Raw genomic sequence first — 17,958 nt, 5'->3', positions numbered from 1 at the left:
GGTTTGGCATGGAGTACGACCACACAGACATCCGTGAAGCCGTTCGGGCACTTTGCGCCACATTTCCTCCAGAGTATCACCGGACAATCGACGAACAGCGCGGCTATCCAGTGGCTTTTGTCAACGCCCTGACAGAGGCTGGTTGGCTTGCCGCCATGATCCCGGAAGAATATGGCGGCTCGGGCCTGGGACTCACCGAAGCCAGCGTCATCATGGAAGAGATCAACAGGGCTGGGGGCAATTCAGGCGCTTGTCACGGCCAGATGTACAATATGGGCACGTTGCTGCGCCACGGCTCGGACGCGCAAAAGCAGCGATATCTGCCCCGGATCGCCAGTGGTGAATTGCGACTGCAATCCATGGGGGTGACAGAACCTACGACCGGGACTGATACCACCAAAATCAAGACGACCGCGGTTAAGAAGGGGGACCGCTACGTTGTTAACGGCCAAAAGGTCTGGATCAGTCGTGTTCAACACTCTGACCTGATGATCCTGCTGGCCCGCACCACCCCGATAGATCAGGTCAATAAGAAATCGCTCGGCATGTCGATCTTCATGGTCGATCTCAAAGATGCGATCGGCAACGGCATGGAAGTGAACCCCATTCCCAACATGGTCAATCACGAGACCAATGAGCTTTTCTTTGACGATCTGGAGATCCCCGCGGAGAACCTGATAGGCGAAGAAGGCATGGGGTTTCGTTACATATTGGACGGGCTCAATGCAGAACGCACATTGATCGCGGCTGAGTGTATCGGCGATGGCCATTGGTTCATCGACAAGGTGAGCGCCTATGTCAAAGAGCGCGAAGTCTTTGGCAGGCCGATTGGTCAGAACCAGGGCGTTCAGTTCCCTATTGCAGAAGCTAAAATTGAACTAGAAGCCGCCAACCTCATGCGGTTCCAAGCCTGCCAGCTCTTTGACACGGGCCAGCCCTGTGGGGCTGAAGCCAACATGGCCAAATATCTGGCAGCGAAGGCCAGCTGGGAGGCGGCCAATGCTTGCCTTCAATTTCATGGCGGGTTCGGTTTTGCCGACGAATACGACGTGGAGCGAAAATTCCGCGAAACCCGGCTTTATCAGGTCGCTCCAATCTCCACCAATCTCATTCTGTCTTACATCGCCGAGCATGTCCTCGGCCTGCCGAGGTCATTCTAATGCTCCCACTTGAAGGAATTACAGTCGTCAGTCTTGAACATGCGATTGCCGCACCTTTTGCGACACGCCAGCTTGCCGACTTGGGCGCGCGCGTGATCAAGGTTGAGCGACCTGGCGTTGGAGATTTCGCGCGCAGCTACGACACGCGCGTAAACGGGATGGCTTCGCATTTCGTCTGGACAAACCGGTCCAAAGAAAGCCTGACGCTGGATGTCAAACACCCTGACGGGGCCGAGATTCTGCAAAAGCTGGTCGCGAAAGCGGATGTTGTTGTTCAAAATCTCGCCCCAGGTGCAGCGGCGCGGCTTGGTCTTGGATATGAAGAGCTGTCCAAGGTCAACCCCGGTGTCATCGTCTGCAATATCTCTGGATACGGCAAAGGTGGGCCGGACGAAAACCGCAAGGCCTACGATCTTCTGATCCAGTCGGAAGCCGGTTTTATGAGCACGACCGGAACGCCGGATGATCCAAGCAAAGCCGGGATCTCAATCGCGGATATTGCGGCCGGAATGTACGCTTATACGAACATCCTGACAGCGCTCATGCAACGTGAAAAAACCAGCAAGGGCTGCGAGATTGATCTGTCGATGCTGGATGCGATGACAGAATGGATGAGTTACCCGCTCTACTACGCCTATGAGGGGGCTGAACCTCCTGCGCGTGCCGGTGCCAGCCATGCCACTATTTTCCCTTATGGCCCCTTTTCTGTCGGGGACGGGCGCACGGTCATTCTGGGCCTTCAAAATGAACGCGAATGGAAAGCCTTCTGTGAACTGGTGCTTGAGGCACCAGGGCTTGCAGCAGACTCGCGATTTTCATCGAACAGTCTGCGCGCCGAGAACAAGATCGCACTTACCCAGATCATCACAACCAGTTTCGATGGTTTGACAACCGAAACGGTGATCGAGCGGTTGGACCGGGCCGGTATCGCCAATGCGAACATGAATGACATGTCCGACGTCTGGCATCATGTGCAATTTGAAGCCCGCAATCGTTGGCGCGAGGTGCAAACACCAAAAGGGTCAATTCCTGCGCTGCTTCCCCCAGGTGGAATTGGATCAGAGCCCCGTATGGATGCCGTACCTGCGCTAGGTGAACATTCCGCTGATCTCCTTGCAGAGTTTGGCTGCTCAGGCAGCGAAATCTCAAAGTTGCAAAAAGAAAGGGTGATCTGATGCCTAAACTAAAGTCAGCCCGCAGCTTTCTCTTCGTTCCCGGGGACCGGCCAGAGCGTTTCACCAAAGCGGCAGCCTCAGGTGCCCATGCCATCATCATTGACCTTGAGGATGCGGTGTCACCCGAGACCAAAGTGAAAGCACGCTATCATGCGCGAAGCTTTCTGGACAAGGCTGTCAGCCAGGACATACTGATCCGGATCAATGGCACTGACAGCGAGTTCCACGATGAAGATCTTGCACTGGCAAGTCACAAAAACTTGGCAGGCATCATACTTCCCAAAGCTGAAGCAAAGAGCTGTTCGGAATTGACACGAAGGTCAGGAACGCCTGTCTGGCCACTCATTGAAACCGTGCATGGCCTCGTCGACCTGCAGGAGATCGTGGCTTTACAAAACCTTGGGCGTCTTCTGCTTGGTACAATTGATTTGTCCCTAGATCTGGGGGTGGATCTATCCCATGCTGCCAGCCAATCCACACTCGACACAGCCCGGTTCATGCTTGTGTCAAACTCTCGGCTGGGCAACCTTCCTCCGCCGGTCGATGGTGTTTTCACGGATTTGAACGACGAAATCGGGCTTCAACGTGTAGCAGAGCATGCGAGAGCGTCTGGAATGGGTGGTATGATGTGTATTCATCCGCGCCAAACAAAAATTGTTCATACTGCATTTTCCCCGAGTTCCAGTGACTTCGAATGGGCAAATGCCGTTCTCCAAGCCTCTAAAACTGAAAAAAGCAGCTTCCAGTTTCGTGGCCAGATGGTTGACAAACCGGTGCTTGCCCGTGCGCAACAAATTCTCGAAACGCAGCAAGCACAAAGCTCTTGAAGAGCTTCGTCAGTCGCCGGTTCTAGTGGTTCTAGGTGTGCTTAACCAATCCAGAAGCGAAAGACCCCAAAAAGCCTCCATAGCAAAAGGATGAAACAAAGCTCATGTTCATCGCGAAACGCGATGGCTCCGTTATCGAACCAATTCTGGGCAGTTAACAGGTTTCGGCTGATCCTTCTGGGACCATAGAATTCTCGGGAGGAAACCATGAATTTCACGCGACGCACTGCGATCAAAACTCTTGCAGCAGCAACGGCAACGGCCGCACTGGCAACACCCGCTCTTGCTCAAAACAAAATCACAATACAGGTCAATACGACCATGAAACCGGGCGGCTCGGAAGAAGCCGGTATTATGCGCTTCAAGGCTGCGCTCGAGGAATTGGCTCCGGGCCGGTTTGAGGTTGTTCCATTCCTGAGTGGTCAGCTGGGCGGTGAAAATGCTGTCCTGGAACTGCTGAATATCGGTGAGACCCAGATCTCTCTGACAGGTGGTAACTGGCGCGCTCAGTACGCACCTGACTACGATCCGATCTCGATCCCGTTCCTGTTCCCGAGCGGCGCGGCTGTCGAAGCCTTCATGGCCAGTGACTCTGGCAAGGCTCTACAGCAGCGCGGCATGGATCAGGGCGGTATCGTAGAGATGGGCGCTCAGATGCGTGCACCGCGCCATATGACCTCGAACAAGGCCATTACGACACCAGAAGACCTCGACGGGTTCCGGCTGCGTCTGCCGAGCATTCCTGTCTGGGTCGATGTATGGAGCGGTCTGGGCGCGCAAACTGTCGTTGTGCCCGCTACGGAGATCTACCTTGCAATGCAGACCGGTCAGGTCGATGGCCATGAAAACTCTCTCGTCTCGCCGTTCTCGCGCAAGCTCTATGAGGTGCAATCGCATCTCATCATGACCAGCCACGTGCACTTCCCATGGCATTGGGTGGCATCGAACTCCTGGTTCTCGGGCCTATCCGATGAAGACCAGGCCGTCGTCCGTGCGGCCGTCGAGATTGCGCGTACTGAAGGCACTGCTGTCGAAGCACAGAAGGATGTGTTCTATCTCGAAGAGCTCAAGAAAAAAGGCATGACCGTGGTTGAGCCTGACGTGGCTGCATTCAAAGCCAAGGCACAGCCCGCTATCGACAATGCAATGTCATCGCTGGCTGACGGTGTGATCGAAGACGTGCAAAGCGCGATCGCAGCAAATTCGTAACCTCCCTGAAACTAGACGCCCGTCTTTATGGCGGGCGTTTTCTGAAAGCGCAGGGGGAAACCACATGCAGCTTGAACATGAAAATACGGACGCTGCGGCGATGCCGACACGCAACGTGGGCCGCGTCGAAAAGACGTTGGTACAGATCACAGATCTGTTCTCGGGCATCATGCTGATGGGGCTTGTTGGATTGCTGGTCCTGTCGATCCTGTCGCGAGATGTCATTCGCTTTCCCGTTCCGTGGCTCGAAGAAATCGCTACGCTGATCACGATCTACGCCGTTGCCTTCGCCTCGATCGGCGCGTGGTCTCGCGGGGCCCACATTGCCGTTGAGCTGGTGCCTATGGCCATAAAAGGTGTCTGGCATTCACGGTATGCGCTCTTTCTGCAAATCCTGTCGATTGTATTCCTCGTGCTTGCTGCATGGGGAGCTGCCGAGATGATGCAGCGGAGCGTCAACAACCGCACAACGGCTCTCTCAATGAGTTTTTCGATTTACTATGGGGGACTGCTGCTCGCCTTCGCAGGCATGGTCTTTGCATCCCTTCTCCGTCTTGTCGGTGTTTTTTTCGACAAGCCAAAACAGGAAGGGTAGAGATCATGGAAATCTTCTTACCATTTGTTGGTGGCCTGATCTTTTTCATGGCGTTGGGTCTGCCGGTCTTTGTTGCACTTGGGGCAACCTGTCTTCTCGCCTTGGCGATGACATCCGCGTCCGGTGGCTTACCGGTGGAGCTGATGTCTCTGAAGATTACGCAGACGCTCAACAGTTTCCCACTGTTGGCAATCCCGCTCTTCATCCTCGCGGCAAACCTGCTCAACCGAGGCAGCGCCACGACACGGATTTTTGACTTTGCCAATGTCATGGTCGGGTTTGTCCGTGGGGGGCTGGGGCACGTGAACGTGGTGGCTTCAATGATTTTCGCGGGCATGTCTGGCACAGCTTCCGCCGACGCGGCCGGCCTTGGCGCGTTGGAAATCCGGGCCATGCGGGAAAAGGGATATGACCTGAAATACAGCACCGGCATCACAGCGGCATCCAGCGTGATTGGGCCGATCATTCCGCCAAGCGTTGCCATGCTTGTCTATGGCTGGCAGGCAGATGTGAGCGTCGGGGATCTGTTTCTTGCTGGCTTTGTACCTGGTGTACTGATGGCAATGTTGTTGATGGCGACGACGTTCATCATGTCGTACAAAATCGACATGCCGACGCGCCCGCTGCCAACAGCGCGAGAGGTGTTTGAAACCGGCCACCGAGCCGTGCTTCCGATGCTGACGCCGTTGATCATCGTAGGGGGCATATGGAGTGGCATTTTTTCACCCACCGAAGCGGGTGCCGTAGCCTGTGCCTACGCGATCGCTCTCGGCGTGTTTGTCTACCGCGATGTAAAGCTCAAAGAGCTGTTCCAGGTCTTTGTGCAAAGCATGGAGTTCAGTGCCGTCATTCTGCTGATTATCGCGATCTCAGGGTTCTATGGTTGGCTGCTGGTGCGCCTGCAGGTGCCGCAAGCTTTGGCTGCCGGTCTGGTCGCTATGGATCTGCACACGACGATCCTTCTGCTGATCCTGATGGTGTTCTTCGTCTTGGTCGGCTGCTTCATGTCTGTGATCGAGAGTGTGTTGATCCTGACGCCTATTCTGGTTCCGGCCGTCGCCGCATCAGGAGTGGACCCGCTGTTCTTTGGCGTGTTTATGGTGATCACACTATCGGTTGGGGTGATAACGCCGCCATTTGGGACGGTCCTCTATATTCTTGTTCCGATCACGGGAATGCGGTTTGAAAAGGTCGTGCTATCGGTCCTGCCGTTCCTGATCCCGATCCTTGCAACCATCCTGCTGGTGCTGTTCTTCCCACAGATCGTCTTGATCCTGCCAAGGCTGTTCTAATGGGGAAGCCACACCGCATCGCGTGGGCAGCACTGGATCACGCAGTGCTCACTTGTGCCGACATCGAGAAGTCCGTCGCCTTTTATGGCGGCGGGCTTTGCATGGCGATCAACCGGTTGGATGATGGCCGTGTCGAAGCGACGTTCGGGCGCTGCAAGCTCAATCTTCAGCCCAACAATCGGCACTATGGGCCGCCCAAAAATGCTGGAAGGTCTTGGTCTGCAAATATTTGTTTGCTGGTCGAGCATGGCCTTTCTCATGTAGAATCCCACCTTAAAGAGATAGGTCTCCGCATAGAAGAAGGACCCGTGGAGCGCGTCGGCGCTCAAGGCGCAATCCTTTCGCTGTATTTGTACGATCCGGACGGCAATCTCATTGAGATAAGTGAGTACCTGAGCCATGCGGAAAAGATTTGACCTCGTTACCCTCGAACTCTTCCTGGCTGTGGCTACGTCGAAGAGCATCGCGCAGGCCGCTGCAACTGAGAACATCGCCGCGTCCGCCATCAGCAAGCGGATATCTGATTTTGAAGCCCAGGTTGGTACTGCTCTTTTTTACAGACAGCAAAAAGGCGTTGCCCTCACGCCTGCCGGCGAAGAAATGTTTCGCCATGCCAAAGACCTGCAGCGTCTGTTAGATCGTATCGACGATCATATGAGCGACTTTGCGCAAGGCTTGCGTGGAACTGTGCGGATCGCGGCCAATACGTCTGCGATTACACAGTTTTTGCCGGAGGATCTGGCGTTGTTTGTCGCGGATCATCCCGACATGCGGATCGATCTCACCGAGCAAACGTCAGATGAAATCGTAACAGCCGTCCGCGATGGTATTGCAGATGTCGGCATTTTCTCCGGCATGATCCCAAACCCGGATCTCGACGTGTTCACCTATCGCAGAGACACACTTGTTGTCCTGACACCGAAGGGCCATTCCCTAGGGACCGACGGGCCAGTTTCGTTCAACGAATTCTCAACACATGATCTTGTCGGCCTTCAGAAGGGCAGCTCTCTGCAGGCCTTCATCGAGAAGCGCGCCGCAGAGCAAGAGTTGGAGCTGAGAACACGGGTTGAAGTCCTCAGCTTTGATGGTGTGCGGCGCATGGTCGAAGCGGGTCTAGGCATCGCGATATTGCCGCTTGGAGCTGTCGAGCCGTACCTGACAGCCTCTAACCTGCGAATGGCTCCTGTGGCGGATAGCTGGGCTGAACGCACGTTGAAGGTGGCTGTGCGGGATGCTGAAGCACTGTCGCGGCCTATCAAATCGCTGATGGTCCACCTGACCAGTGAGTTCCCCGAGGCCTCTTAGTCCCGGCATCTGGGATCGAGATGGGGTCTGTCGTCATTAATCAATGGTTTTGGTCGAGGGCAAACACCTATTTTGTCTGCAAAAGTAAGGAGACCAAGCAATGCAAATTGATCGCGTGGATCATTTCGTCCTAACAGTCGCCTCGATCGATGCGACCTGTGACTTCTATTCAAAGGTTCTGGGAATGGAGGTGACGGAATTTGCGGGAGGACGTAAGGCGCTTTCGTTTGGGGCGCAGAAGATCAACCTTCACCAACATGGCAACGAATTTGAGCCCAAATCCCTGACACCGACACCGGGTAGTGGCGATTTTTGCCTGATCTCGGCTGTCCCGATCGCTGAAGTTGTTGCGCATCTCGAAAATTGTGGCGTCGAGATTGAAGAAGGTATCGTTCCGCGCACAGGCGCAACCGGACCCATCAAATCCGTGTATCTGCGAGATCCAGATCAAAACCTGGTCGAAATATCAGTGTACGAATAAAAGGCAGAGTGCGCTGCAAGGAGATAGCCGAATGGACGGTTCACATCTGCCCGAGACACATACGATGAACCGGCTTGTGGGATATGTCGAATTCCGCCAACGCTGCAGCGCCGATTTTCATCAACTCCACATCTCCAAAACCTGCATTCTACGTATCCGCTCCGGGCGTAAAACGGTGCGGACCTTTGCGGGTGCTGAGACAACGGTTGAGCAAGGCGAGTTTGTCTATCTGCGCCGTGGTGAAAATCTGACGATCGGGAATATCATCGGTGATACTGGCCTCTACTTCTCGGAAGGCTTGGTGATTGACGACAGTGTTATCTCTGATTTCCTGCAACGGCATCCAAACCCAAGCACTGCGCGCGAAGTCAGAAAAGGGATCATGCCGAACGGCTTCAACGACGCTTTCTCGCGCGTTGTCGCAAGCCTGGATGATCCCGAACTCTGTGATGGCATCTTATCCTATCGAACGCAGGAATTGCTCATGTGGCTACAGCTTCAGGGTGCCGCGCACCGTATTCACTGTTGTGAAGGACTGAAGGATCGATTGCGGATGCTCTTCGAGGGTGATCTGGAGCGCAGTTGGAAAGCACCGCAAGCAGCCCGAGAGCTTGGTATGAGCGAAGCTACATTGCGGCGGACGCTCAGCAAAGAAGGCACCGGTTTCACCGAAATGCTGCGTGATGTGCGCCTGTCGTTTGCATTGATGCGCATACAGACGACGCAACATCCATTGGCGGAGATCGCTTTTGAATGCGGGTTCAGTTCTCAATCGCGCCTCAGCGAAGCGTTCAAAGCACGATTCGATATCACGCCGGGAAAACTAAGGGCATCTGAGGCTCAACTTGAGCGAATAGCGTAAAAGCTTGATCGATTCCGGAGATAAAAGGCGCGGCCAGAGTGGCACATAACGATCATCCGAAATACTTCTGATGGAGATCGAAAATGAAACACCTGATCACAACTGTTGCACTGGTTGCTTCCCTCGTTACCCCGGCTTTTGCAGACGAAGCTTTCACCCTGTCCAGCCCTGACATCGCCGAAGGGCAACAGCTCGACAACACATTCGTCTTGAACGCCTTTGGCTGTGAAGGCGACAGCATCTCGCCCGCACTAGAATGGAGCAACGCTCCCGAAGGCACCAAGAGCTTTGTCGTCACTGCATACGACCCAGACGCGCCGACTGGCTCCGGCTGGTGGCATTGGGTTGCCTTTGACATCCCTGCGGATGTGAACTCGTTGGCGCAGGGCGCAGGTTCTGAAGGTGGCAACATGCCTGACGGCGCAGTCCAGAGCCGTACTGACTTTGGAGCCACCGGCTTTGGCGGCGCATGTCCTCCTCCGGGCGAAGTACACCGCTATGAGTTCACCGTTCACGCTCTGGGCGTTGAAAACCTTGGCCTCGACGAGAATGCCAGCGCTGCTCTGGTGGGTTTCATGACCGGCGCGAACTCTTTGGGTTCTGCAGATATCACAGCTGTCTACACACGCTAACCCACTCACGGCACCAGTCGCCCGGATCTCCGAGCGGCTGGCTCATTTCCCATCTCCGCTTCACGTTGCTGATAGCGGATGGATTAATAACAGGATCAATTCCATGGCCGAACCAGAACAAGATATCCCCGACAATACCGCATCCTTCGTGCTGACCAGCACCGACATCGCCGAAGGTGAGAGCCTTGGCAAAAAGCACGAGCTGAACGTCTTTGGTGGCAATGGCGACAACCTTTCACCTCAGTTGACTTGGGCGGGGGCGCCGGAGGGCACAAAGAGCTTTGTTCTCACCTGCTTCGATCCCGATGCACCGACAGGTTCCGGCTGGTGGCACTGGGTTGCGTTCAACATTCCTGATGACGTGTCTTCTTTGGACACTGGCGTTGGCACAGTGACCGGTATGCCAGCAGGAACTATTCAGGCGCGCAACGACTTCGGTGAAAAGAACTTTGGTGGAGCATGTCCGCCGCCAGGCGTGGTTCACCGTTACGAATTTCGTGTACACGCATTGAATATCGAAGCGCTTGACCTTGATGAAGGCGCCACTCCGGCTTTGGTTGGGTTTATGACGCACGTTCATACGATTGCGACAGCGAAGCTGACTGCGGTTTATACTCGATAAAGCAGCGTTATGTTCCAGCAGTCGTATGTGATTGGCTGCTGGAGACAAACTAGAAAAAGGAAGCATTGGCGGATGATGGTCAGGTCTAAAGCTACAGTTTGATGCAATTTCTCAAAATTGTCCCCATGCGCAATCTAATCAAACATGCCATTGAGATTCATAAGCCGAACGCATGTCACTAATCGGGCTGAGAAATACGCACCCGTGTTAACTATTGCTTCAAGCGCCGCTGTCGATAGTTCTGCCTCTATGGCAAAGGGCTAGACCCCTGGGCGATCCATCCGTGACCGGCTGGTTTCGGTAGATTCCGCATCTCAACGACAGTCTAACTGTCAAAAAAGGTCAATCGGATGCTTCATTCTGATTTCGGGTGACGAAAAAACAATGGGTTAGCGACTGCCCATGGGTCAAACCATCTGTCACTCCACACCTTTTTTGTAAGTGGCCACATAGTTTGACCCCTATGGACAGCACTTTGATCCCTATGGCCACATAGATTGCTTTTCGGGGCAGAGCCATTGACCCAATTGGCAAGTGCAGCCGTTCGTTCACCGCGCGGCAAATGGCTCGGATGAGCCATTTTACCAGATGCTGCGCAGTGTACCATTAGTGGCTAATGTGATTTCAGGCTACTATAGCATCCATCACATGCTCAGGTTTTGGCGATTATGTAATCTATCAACAGTCGTGTGAGAGAGCTGCGACGGCTAGTGTCGGGCCAGACACCGTAGGTGCCTAGATCGGGGATCTTCCAATCGGGTAGTATCTCGGCTAGTGCGCCGGACTTCAGGTCTGTGTCAGCGACAATGGCCGGTAGCCGTTGAATGCCCAATCCGGCGCAGAGGGCGGATCGCAATGCCGCGAAATTGTCCACTAGGACACGGCCTCGACCTGTGTGCAGCACTTGCTCCTCCCCGTCTTTCAGTAAGGCAACTTGATCTGCCAGCCCCTCCATGGCGACAAAGTCGGCGTTCTTGAGGTCATCCGGCGTAACCACGGGCGGAAGGGTATTCAGATACGATGGTGCGCAAACGAGTTTTCGACCAAAGCTGCCCAAGCGACGAGAGCGAAGCGCCGAATCCGGCAATTCTCCCATTCGCAGGGCAAGATCTATCCCTTCAGCCACAAGGTCGAAATTGCGGTCGAGGTACTTGATCGTGACTGCGACAGCCTGATGCTGCCGAGTGAAGCTCCAGATCGCCTGCTCATAGGTGCTGCCCGCCATGAATGCCGGTAGAGTAATGATCAGCGCACCAGCTGGTTCATTGCTGATGTCGACGATACTGTTCAGCCCGTCTTCTGCGGCAGTCATCATCCGTTGGGTATGCTCTAACAAACGTTTGCCCTCGTTCGTGAGCGAGAGCGAACGTGTGGACCGATAGAACAACGTGACGCCCAGCCGATCCTCAAGATTGGTCACATGCTGGCTGATCCCGGATGTCGCCAACCGCAACTGCCGCCCTGCCGCTGAAAAGCTGCCAGTTTCCGCAACGGTCGCGAAGATTGCCATCGCGCGCAGGTCATCAATCATCTTTCATCCCGACTGAATAATGATTTCACTAACAGACATATTATTGAAAGACGTGGAAATGGCTAGTTTGTTCTCACGAAAGGACGACTGATGATCATATCCACCAGCCAATTCGGAACGAAGCATGGCGCTGAGTATCTCAAACAGCTTTGTACGCATTTTTCAAAACGAGTGCCCGTTCAAGCCAAATCGGGCGAGGCACATGTGACGCTACCAATCGGAACCTGTGATCTTACCGCGAGCGAAGACGGTATTGCGGCGCGCCTCCAATCCTCCCCGGATCATATCGACCGGATGGAAGAGGTTTTTGGTGGATGGATCGAACGCATCGCCTTTCGTGAGAACGCAATCTTAACGTGGCACCGCGCCGCGCATCAAACAAAGGACTAACCCATGTTTCATAAGTCAATTCTGGCCGCCGCGGTGGCCCTGACGGCTGGTGCCGCTTCTGCCGAAACCATGTTTACCGTCGCGAACACTTTCCAAGACCCGCAAATGACCGGTGGGAACGAGATTTCGACCATCGCATTCAGCGCCGATGTCTACGCCAATCAGGCCGCGACGGTGAGCGCAGGTGTCGAAATCCCAAATTTCGTCAATTTCTATGAGATCGACGTGGCAGAGGATATGTCCACACTGACCATGACCGTCAGTGATACCGCCAAGCCGGCCAACAACCCTATGCCAGCCGATCGCTTTGATCGCTACTACTACACCTTCACCGGTGCAGGCCCTGCCTCAGCTAGCATCGACGCTGACGCTTCCACAGCAGCGATTGCTGAAGGCGCAACCGTTACCGTCACAACAACTGGCCGCCTTGTTGTCGCCTTTGGCGAAGGCGCCGATTTCACGCCGGGCAACAAGGTGGTTATCAACCTTCAATAATGCAAATTTCTGGCTCCAGTACGGGGCCAGCACCCTCAAAACGGAACTCCCACATGACCCTAATCACCATCTTTACTGGCCTCTTATCTGCATTCTTCCTGTTCGCTAGTTCAATCAAGATCTTCGGTTGGCAAAAGATGATCTTTGAGACCCAGCTGGCAATGTTCATCAAATATGGTCTGAACCGCCAGATCATGGCTTTGACTGGCGTGGTTGAGTTGTTTGGCGCGATTGCCATTTGGTTCCAGGGATCGTGGATCGGCACCTTGGGTGCATTGGCGCTGCTAGGAACATCTGTCGGAGCGATCGGCTGTCACCTGATTTGGGACACTTGGAAAGAGGGTGTTCCCGCGATGATCACGGGCACCTTATCCGCCATCGTCGCCTGGTCAGGGCGGGCAGAATTGCTCGGGTTCCTGGGGCTCATCTAATTCCATCTTTGGAGAAAGAACATGACAGACAGCATCCGCGTCTCGAACGCAAAAGGCCTATATCTGGAAGGTATTCGCGACGGCAACATGGTCGAAGCTTTGGATAAATACACCGGCGATCGCTACACCCAGCACTCCACCGGCGTGCGCGATGGGAAGGAAGGGTTCATTGAGTTCTTCACGCCATTTCTAGCACGCAATCCGATCCGCGACATTCAGGTTTTGCGCACAATTGAAGACGGTAATTTTGTCTTCTGCCACGTCTATCAGAACTTAGGTAACGGTGAAGCGCAGTGGGTCACAGCCGACATCTTTGACACTGATGAAGACGGCAAGATCGTCGAGCATTGGGACGTCATCGCCGAATACAAATGGCCCACCGTTTCTGGTCGCACCATGGTCGATGGCCCGACCAAGATCGAAGACCTCGACCAGACTGACGCCAACAAGGCGGTGGTGCAGGGCTTTGTCGACAACGTTTTGATGGGCGGGCGTGCCGATCTGGTCACGGATTATATCTCTACGGAGCAGTACGACCAACACAATCCGGAAGTCGGTGACGGATTAGAAGGTTTCGGCAAACACCTGAAAGAGGTGATGGCGAGCGGTCAGGCCGCGCAATACGTTAAAGTTCATCACTTGCTGGGTCAGGGCAACTTCGTGGTGATCTACAGCCATGTGAAACAAGGCGGCGATGATTGGGCATTCTTTGATCTGTTCCGCTTAAAGGGCGGCAAGATCGTCGAGCACTGGGATGTTCAGGAAAAGATTGGGCCGAAAGAAACCTGGAACAACTCCGGCAAGTTCTAAACAAGGCGCGGCCCCGGAAAGGGGGCTGCGCGTCGTCCCAGAGTAGGAGTCGAGACATGGCGCTTCAAATTCATGAAACCGCGGCCAAATCCATCATCGGCAGTACCAAGGTGCCGAGCGCGGATTACGTGATCAATCCTTACACGGGCTGCCAGTTCACCTGCATGTACTGCTTTGCCAGTTTCATGGGGCGTTTCGTGGGCGAGAGTAACGGCAACTGGGGCAACTACGTTTACGTGAAAACCAACGCTGTCGAGTTGATGGAAAAGCAAATCCACAGGCTGCTCAAGAAAGACCCGCATCCACGCATCGCGATCAGTACGGTGACCGATCCCTATCAAGGGGTGGAACGCAAATATCGTCTGACACGCGGTATTCTGAAGGTCTTTGCGGAACATGACTATCAGGGGCGTGTCAGCATCCTGACCAAATCGCCTACGGTTCTGGATGACCTGGAGGCGCTGAAACGGATCAAATACGCAGAGGTCGGCCTCAGCATTACAACCTCGGATGACAAGCTGAGCAGACAGCTGGATGCGATGGCCCCATTGACCCACGCACGACTTGAAACACTGCGCAAACTGACAGATGCGGGCGTGAAATCCTATGTTTTCGTGGGTCCATTCCTGCCGCATATGTATTTACGCCCCGAGTTGATTGACGAACTCTTCGCAGGTATCCGCGCAACGGGCGCGACAGAGGTAAAAGTCGAATACCTGAACTTGCCATCCTATGTGCGGCCACGTTTGCGCGAATTCCTCAAGGATCAACCCGCCGACATACAGGCCGTCTATGCCAAATCGCAGAATTTCGAATATCGCGACACGCTGGAACCCATGATCCGCGAAGCGCTGGCCAACAATGGCCTGCAACTTCGCTTCAACGAAATCGTTCATCACGTCAGTGACCAAGACCTCAAGGAAACATTATGACCGCATTCAAACTCGCCGCTGGCGCACCATTTCCCGTAAGCAAGATTGCCCGCTTGGGCGGAGGGGACCTCACGCTCGGCAAACCATCCGAGGGATTTGATTGGCAAATGATTGTCGTCTATCGCGGGAAACACTGCCCCTATTGCAGCCGTTATTTGCAGGAACTGGAACCGCTTGTTCCGCGCCTGAATGGGATCGGCATTGACCTCGCTGCGGTTTCTGCCGACAGCCTAGACCGCGCAGAACCCCATATCGCCAAGCTTGGGATCAATTTGACAATTGGCTATGACCTGTCCATCGCACAGATGAAGTCACTCGGTCTCTATATCTCTGAACCCCGCTCTGATGCCGAAAGCCCGCGACCATTCGCAGAACCCGGGCTTTTCATCATCAATGGTGATGGCACGCTGCAAGTGACTGATATCTCCAACGGCCCGTTCGTGCGCCCGCATCTGGAAACACTTGTCGGCGGGTTGGAGTTCATTCGGAACCCGGATAACAATTATCCAATCAGAGGGATGTTGGAGTAGATTTCAATATCGCTCTGATTAAGCCCGTTAACTCTGGTAAGTGGATTTACAGCTTGCAAACAACTATGCTCTGATTTCCCGCTTCATAAATTCGACAAACGCCTTCACGCGCGGTTTTCGAAATGCCGACGGTAACTGTACGCTTTGGATCGGCAGAGTCCGAGAGTGGAAATCAGAGAATAACTCTACGAGCTTCCCGGTTTTTAGATCATCTCTTAAAAACACATCGGGGCAGATGAATATCCCACGCCCCGCACGCGTTGGCACGAGACAAGCAGGAGGGCTGTTGGCGAGGAACGGACCGGATACCGGAACTTGCACGGTTTGTCCCTCGATGCGGAACGGCCAGCGGTTTGGATCGGGGTTGTTGGCGTCACGGATGCAGATGTGATCGGAAAGCTCGACTGGATGTGAGGGTGCCCCGTGTTTCTGGAGGTAGGAAGGGGCCGCGACCACCTTCATATGTGTTTCACCAAGTTTGCGAACGATCAGGCTGGAATCGCTGAGTGCGCCGATCCTGATTGCAACGTCAAAACCGCCTTTGGCAAGGTCAACGTAATGATCAGACAAGTCCAGTTCGATTGTTACGTTCGGGTGCTGCTCCACAAATCTGGATGCCGCCCGCGCAACGGCGGTGTCCCCATAGGTAATTGGCGCGGCCACGCGGATAATGCCCTTCAGACCTTCCGATGGGTCAAACTCATCTTCCAACTGCTCCAGTTCGGTCAAAACGCGCCGGGCGCCTTCAAGATACCGCTCGCCCTCGTGGGTCAGGGACATTGATCGGGTCGTGCGATGCAACAGGCTCATGCCAAGTTGGTTCTCGAGCTGAGCGACCCGTTTGCTGACCAGCTTGTTTGATATTCCCAGACGGTGCCCGGCTGCGGCAAAGGAGCCGGATTCCACCACGGCGACGAAGCTCTTCATTCCTTCAATGCGGTCCATGGGATTATCTCCAAATTAGCGATATATATTCTCTCTTATCGCCATTTTGTGGATTAAAGGCCATCGCTAAGTTCTTCTCAAGCTGAAACGCAGGAGACAAGATTATGGCAACCTCAGACGCCCCCATCTCAATTGGCCAAGTCGCCCTTACGGTGCGCAATCTGGATAAGACTGCTGCCTTTTATGAAGAGGTGATTGGCCTCCAGCTGATCGAACGCAACGGAGAAAGCGCCCGTTTGGGCTCAGATGCCGGAACGTTGATCGAACTGCGCCAGGACCGGAAGGCGAAGCCGTTTCCAAGAGATGCAGGACTGTTTCACACGGCATTTTTGCTGCCGACGAAACAGGATCTGGGCTCTTGGTTGATCTACGCGGCAGAGCGCGGTGTTCAGCTTGATGGTGCATCACACCATGGCGTCAGTGAGGCCCTCTATTTGAGTGACCCGGAAGGCAACGGGATAGAAATCTATCGTGACCTGCCCCGCGAGGCATGGAAGCGGCAGGGCGACACCGTGCACATGACCACGCGCCCGCTTGATCTGAAATCTCTCACTAAAGAAGCCACGCCATGGCAAGGCGCGCCGCAAGACACGGTCATCGGACATGTCCATCTGCGCGTTGGTGATGTGCGCGAAGCCGCGCGGTTCGTTACCCAAGACCTTGGCATGGTGGAAACATTCCAGCTTCCCTCGGCCCGTTGGTTCGGAGCGGGAGGTTACCACCACCACCTTGCCGCGAACGCGTGGCAATCCCAAGGGGCAGGCCAACGGTCAGAAGGATCAACTGGTCTTGCGAGTGTCGAGCTATTGGCCGCATCCGAGAGCCTGTCCCCCGGTCGTTTGATCGATCCATGGGGCACTGAATTCAAGATCACCACGGCGCAAGCCCGCGCTGCGTGAAACCCGTCAGCCAAACCAAATAAGGAGTATACCAATGACACCTAAAGAACTTGTACTGGAGGCCGTTTCCGCCATCTTCATCAACTTCGATCCGACAGCCGCTGAACAGCTGCTTGCACCGGATTATATTCAGCATAACCCAGGCGTCCCCACAGGTGCGGCCCCGATCCTCGGCTTCATTCCCGGCTTGAAAGACAGCGGGATCGAGGTCGACATCCATCGCGTGATTTCCGAAGGCGACATGGTTGTTCTGCATACCACCTATAACAACGCCCAAGCCTTTGGTGCGGAAACTCTGGTCGGCTTTGATGTGTTCCGTGTTGAAGATGGCAAGGTTGCCGAGCATTGGGACAATCTGACACCGGTCACGCCTCCGAACCCCTCGGGCCACACGCAAACCGATGGGCCGACCAAAATCACCGATCTGGACAAGACGGCCGAGAACAAGGCATTGGTCACCGATTTTGTCAAAACCATTCTGAAGAATGGCGAGGTCGACCGGATCACCGATTTCCTGTCCACCGAGACCTACATTCAGCACAACAGCAACATTGCTGACGGTCTGGACGGTCTGGGCGCAGCACTTGCCGGAATGGCCGAGCAAGGTATCCAAATGATCTACACAGATGTGCATTTAGTGGTGGCCGAGGGGGACTTCGTCTTCACAGCGTCCGAGGGTACGTTTGCCGACAAGCCAACAGCGTTCTATGACCTGTTCCGTGTCGAAGACGGCAAGATCGTTGAACATTGGGACGTGATAGCGGACATCCCGTCCGAAATGGCCCATGACAACAGCAAGTTCTGATCGGTGGCCGTTATGAAAGCACTTCTGATC

The 17,958-nt window shown here is 54.5% G+C and carries 22 protein-coding genes; 20 read left to right on the top strand and 2 right to left on the bottom strand.

Annotation, left to right across the window (positions count from 1 at the left end):
* Positions 1-8 precede the first annotated feature (8 nt).
* The 12 genes from I9185_RS10485 to I9185_RS10430 all read left to right on the top strand — a co-directional run bounded on the left by I9185_RS10485 (position 9) and on the right by I9185_RS10430 (position 10,160).
* Positions 9-1,160 (top strand): acyl-CoA dehydrogenase family protein, encoded by a 1,152-nt coding sequence (locus I9185_RS10485; RefSeq protein ID WP_210093009.1) that lies wholly within the window; start codon positions 9-11, stop codon positions 1,158-1,160.
* Entirely contained in the window at positions 1,160-2,335 is a 1,176-nt protein-coding gene (locus I9185_RS10480; protein ID WP_210093008.1) for a CaiB/BaiF CoA-transferase family protein, read from the top strand. Before I9185_RS10485 ends, I9185_RS10480 begins: the two co-directional genes overlap by 1 nt.
* The gene (locus tag I9185_RS10475) at positions 2,335-3,162 is read left to right on the top strand and encodes a CoA ester lyase (protein WP_210093007.1); all 828 of its coding nucleotides are present in this window, start codon (positions 2,335-2,337) and stop codon (positions 3,160-3,162) included. Before I9185_RS10480 ends, I9185_RS10475 begins: the two co-directional genes overlap by 1 nt.
* A gap of 207 nt (positions 3,163-3,369) precedes the next feature.
* Positions 3,370-4,371, top strand: coding sequence for a TRAP transporter substrate-binding protein (locus I9185_RS10470; RefSeq protein WP_210093006.1), 1,002 nt, complete (start codon positions 3,370-3,372; stop codon positions 4,369-4,371).
* A gap of 64 nt (positions 4,372-4,435) precedes the next feature.
* Complete coding sequence (locus I9185_RS10465; protein WP_210093005.1) at positions 4,436-4,966, top strand: TRAP transporter small permease subunit; 531 nt, start codon at positions 4,436-4,438, stop codon at positions 4,964-4,966.
* A 5-nt stretch (positions 4,967-4,971) separates the two neighbouring features.
* Positions 4,972-6,258, top strand: coding sequence for a TRAP transporter large permease (locus tag I9185_RS10460; RefSeq protein WP_210093004.1), 1,287 nt, complete (start codon positions 4,972-4,974; stop codon positions 6,256-6,258).
* Positions 6,258-6,674 carry a VOC family protein gene (locus tag I9185_RS10455; RefSeq protein WP_210093003.1) on the top strand — a complete coding sequence of 139 codons (417 nt, stop codon included), beginning with the start codon at positions 6,258-6,260 and terminating at the stop codon, positions 6,672-6,674. Before I9185_RS10460 ends, I9185_RS10455 begins: the two co-directional genes overlap by 1 nt.
* Complete coding sequence (locus tag I9185_RS10450) at positions 6,658-7,563, top strand: LysR family transcriptional regulator (protein ID WP_210093002.1); 906 nt, start codon at positions 6,658-6,660, stop codon at positions 7,561-7,563. The genes I9185_RS10455 and I9185_RS10450 overlap by 17 nt, the downstream gene beginning before the upstream one ends.
* 100 nt (positions 7,564-7,663) lie before the next feature.
* Complete coding sequence (locus tag I9185_RS10445) at positions 7,664-8,044, top strand: VOC family protein (protein ID WP_209835562.1); 381 nt, start codon at positions 7,664-7,666, stop codon at positions 8,042-8,044.
* Positions 8,045-8,075: 31 nt separating this feature from the next.
* A complete protein-coding gene (locus I9185_RS10440) occupies positions 8,076-8,906 on the top strand; it encodes an AraC family transcriptional regulator (RefSeq protein ID WP_210093001.1) in 831 nt (276 codons plus the stop codon).
* 83 nt (positions 8,907-8,989) lie between these two features.
* The gene (locus I9185_RS10435; RefSeq protein WP_171637015.1) at positions 8,990-9,538 is read left to right on the top strand and encodes a kinase inhibitor; all 549 of its coding nucleotides are present in this window, start codon (positions 8,990-8,992) and stop codon (positions 9,536-9,538) included.
* A 103-nt stretch (positions 9,539-9,641) separates the two neighbouring features.
* Positions 9,642-10,160 carry a YbhB/YbcL family Raf kinase inhibitor-like protein gene (locus I9185_RS10430; RefSeq protein ID WP_210093000.1) on the top strand — a complete coding sequence of 173 codons (519 nt, stop codon included), beginning with the start codon at positions 9,642-9,644 and terminating at the stop codon, positions 10,158-10,160.
* Between the two features lie 652 nt (positions 10,161-10,812).
* Here I9185_RS10430 and I9185_RS10425 read toward each other — a convergent pair.
* On the bottom strand, positions 10,813-11,691 hold the full coding sequence (locus I9185_RS10425; protein WP_171637011.1) for a LysR family transcriptional regulator: 879 nt from the start codon (positions 11,689-11,691) through the stop codon (positions 10,813-10,815).
* A gap of 90 nt (positions 11,692-11,781) precedes the next feature.
* On the opposite strand from I9185_RS10425, the gene I9185_RS10420 reads away from it, so the two are divergent.
* Genes I9185_RS10420 through I9185_RS10395 form a run of 6 tightly spaced genes read left to right on the top strand, consistent with a single transcriptional unit; the run spans position 11,782 to position 15,279 of the window.
* On the top strand, positions 11,782-12,081 hold the full coding sequence (locus I9185_RS10420; protein ID WP_171637009.1) for a DUF2218 domain-containing protein: 300 nt from the start codon (positions 11,782-11,784) through the stop codon (positions 12,079-12,081).
* Positions 12,082-12,084: 3 nt separating this feature from the next.
* Positions 12,085-12,576: a hypothetical protein gene (locus tag I9185_RS10415; RefSeq protein WP_209835559.1), complete on the top strand. Its 492-nt coding sequence runs from the start codon at positions 12,085-12,087 to the stop codon at positions 12,574-12,576.
* 53 nt (positions 12,577-12,629) lie between these two features.
* Positions 12,630-13,007 carry a DoxX family protein gene (locus I9185_RS10410; protein WP_171637005.1) on the top strand — a complete coding sequence of 126 codons (378 nt, stop codon included), beginning with the start codon at positions 12,630-12,632 and terminating at the stop codon, positions 13,005-13,007.
* 21 nt (positions 13,008-13,028) lie between these two features.
* Entirely contained in the window at positions 13,029-13,817 is a 789-nt protein-coding gene (locus tag I9185_RS10405; RefSeq protein WP_171637003.1) for a nuclear transport factor 2 family protein, read from the top strand.
* A gap of 56 nt (positions 13,818-13,873) precedes the next feature.
* Complete coding sequence (locus I9185_RS10400) at positions 13,874-14,749, top strand: radical SAM protein (protein ID WP_209835558.1); 876 nt, start codon at positions 13,874-13,876, stop codon at positions 14,747-14,749.
* On the top strand, positions 14,746-15,279 hold the full coding sequence (locus I9185_RS10395) for a peroxiredoxin-like family protein (protein ID WP_210092999.1): 534 nt from the start codon (positions 14,746-14,748) through the stop codon (positions 15,277-15,279). The genes I9185_RS10400 and I9185_RS10395 overlap by 4 nt, the downstream gene beginning before the upstream one ends.
* A 63-nt stretch (positions 15,280-15,342) precedes the next feature.
* On the opposite strand, the gene I9185_RS10390 is transcribed toward I9185_RS10395, so the two are convergent.
* Positions 15,343-16,224 (bottom strand): LysR family transcriptional regulator, encoded by an 882-nt coding sequence (locus tag I9185_RS10390; protein ID WP_171636998.1) that lies wholly within the window; start codon positions 16,222-16,224, stop codon positions 15,343-15,345.
* 104 nt (positions 16,225-16,328) lie between these two features.
* Between I9185_RS10390 and I9185_RS10385 the strand changes: the two genes are divergently transcribed.
* Complete coding sequence (locus I9185_RS10385) at positions 16,329-17,123, top strand: VOC family protein (protein ID WP_171636996.1); 795 nt, start codon at positions 16,329-16,331, stop codon at positions 17,121-17,123.
* A gap of 34 nt (positions 17,124-17,157) precedes the next feature.
* Positions 17,158-17,928: a nuclear transport factor 2 family protein gene (locus tag I9185_RS10380; RefSeq protein ID WP_209835556.1), complete on the top strand. Its 771-nt coding sequence runs from the start codon at positions 17,158-17,160 to the stop codon at positions 17,926-17,928.
* The last annotated feature ends 30 nt before the right edge of the window (positions 17,929-17,958 follow it).

Origin of the sequence: Ruegeria sp. HKCCSP346 (assembly GCF_017872595.1) — a bacterium.
Lineage (GTDB): Bacteria > Pseudomonadota > Alphaproteobacteria > Rhodobacterales > Rhodobacteraceae > Ruegeria.
This window is presented reverse-complemented; position numbering and strand designations above follow the sequence as displayed.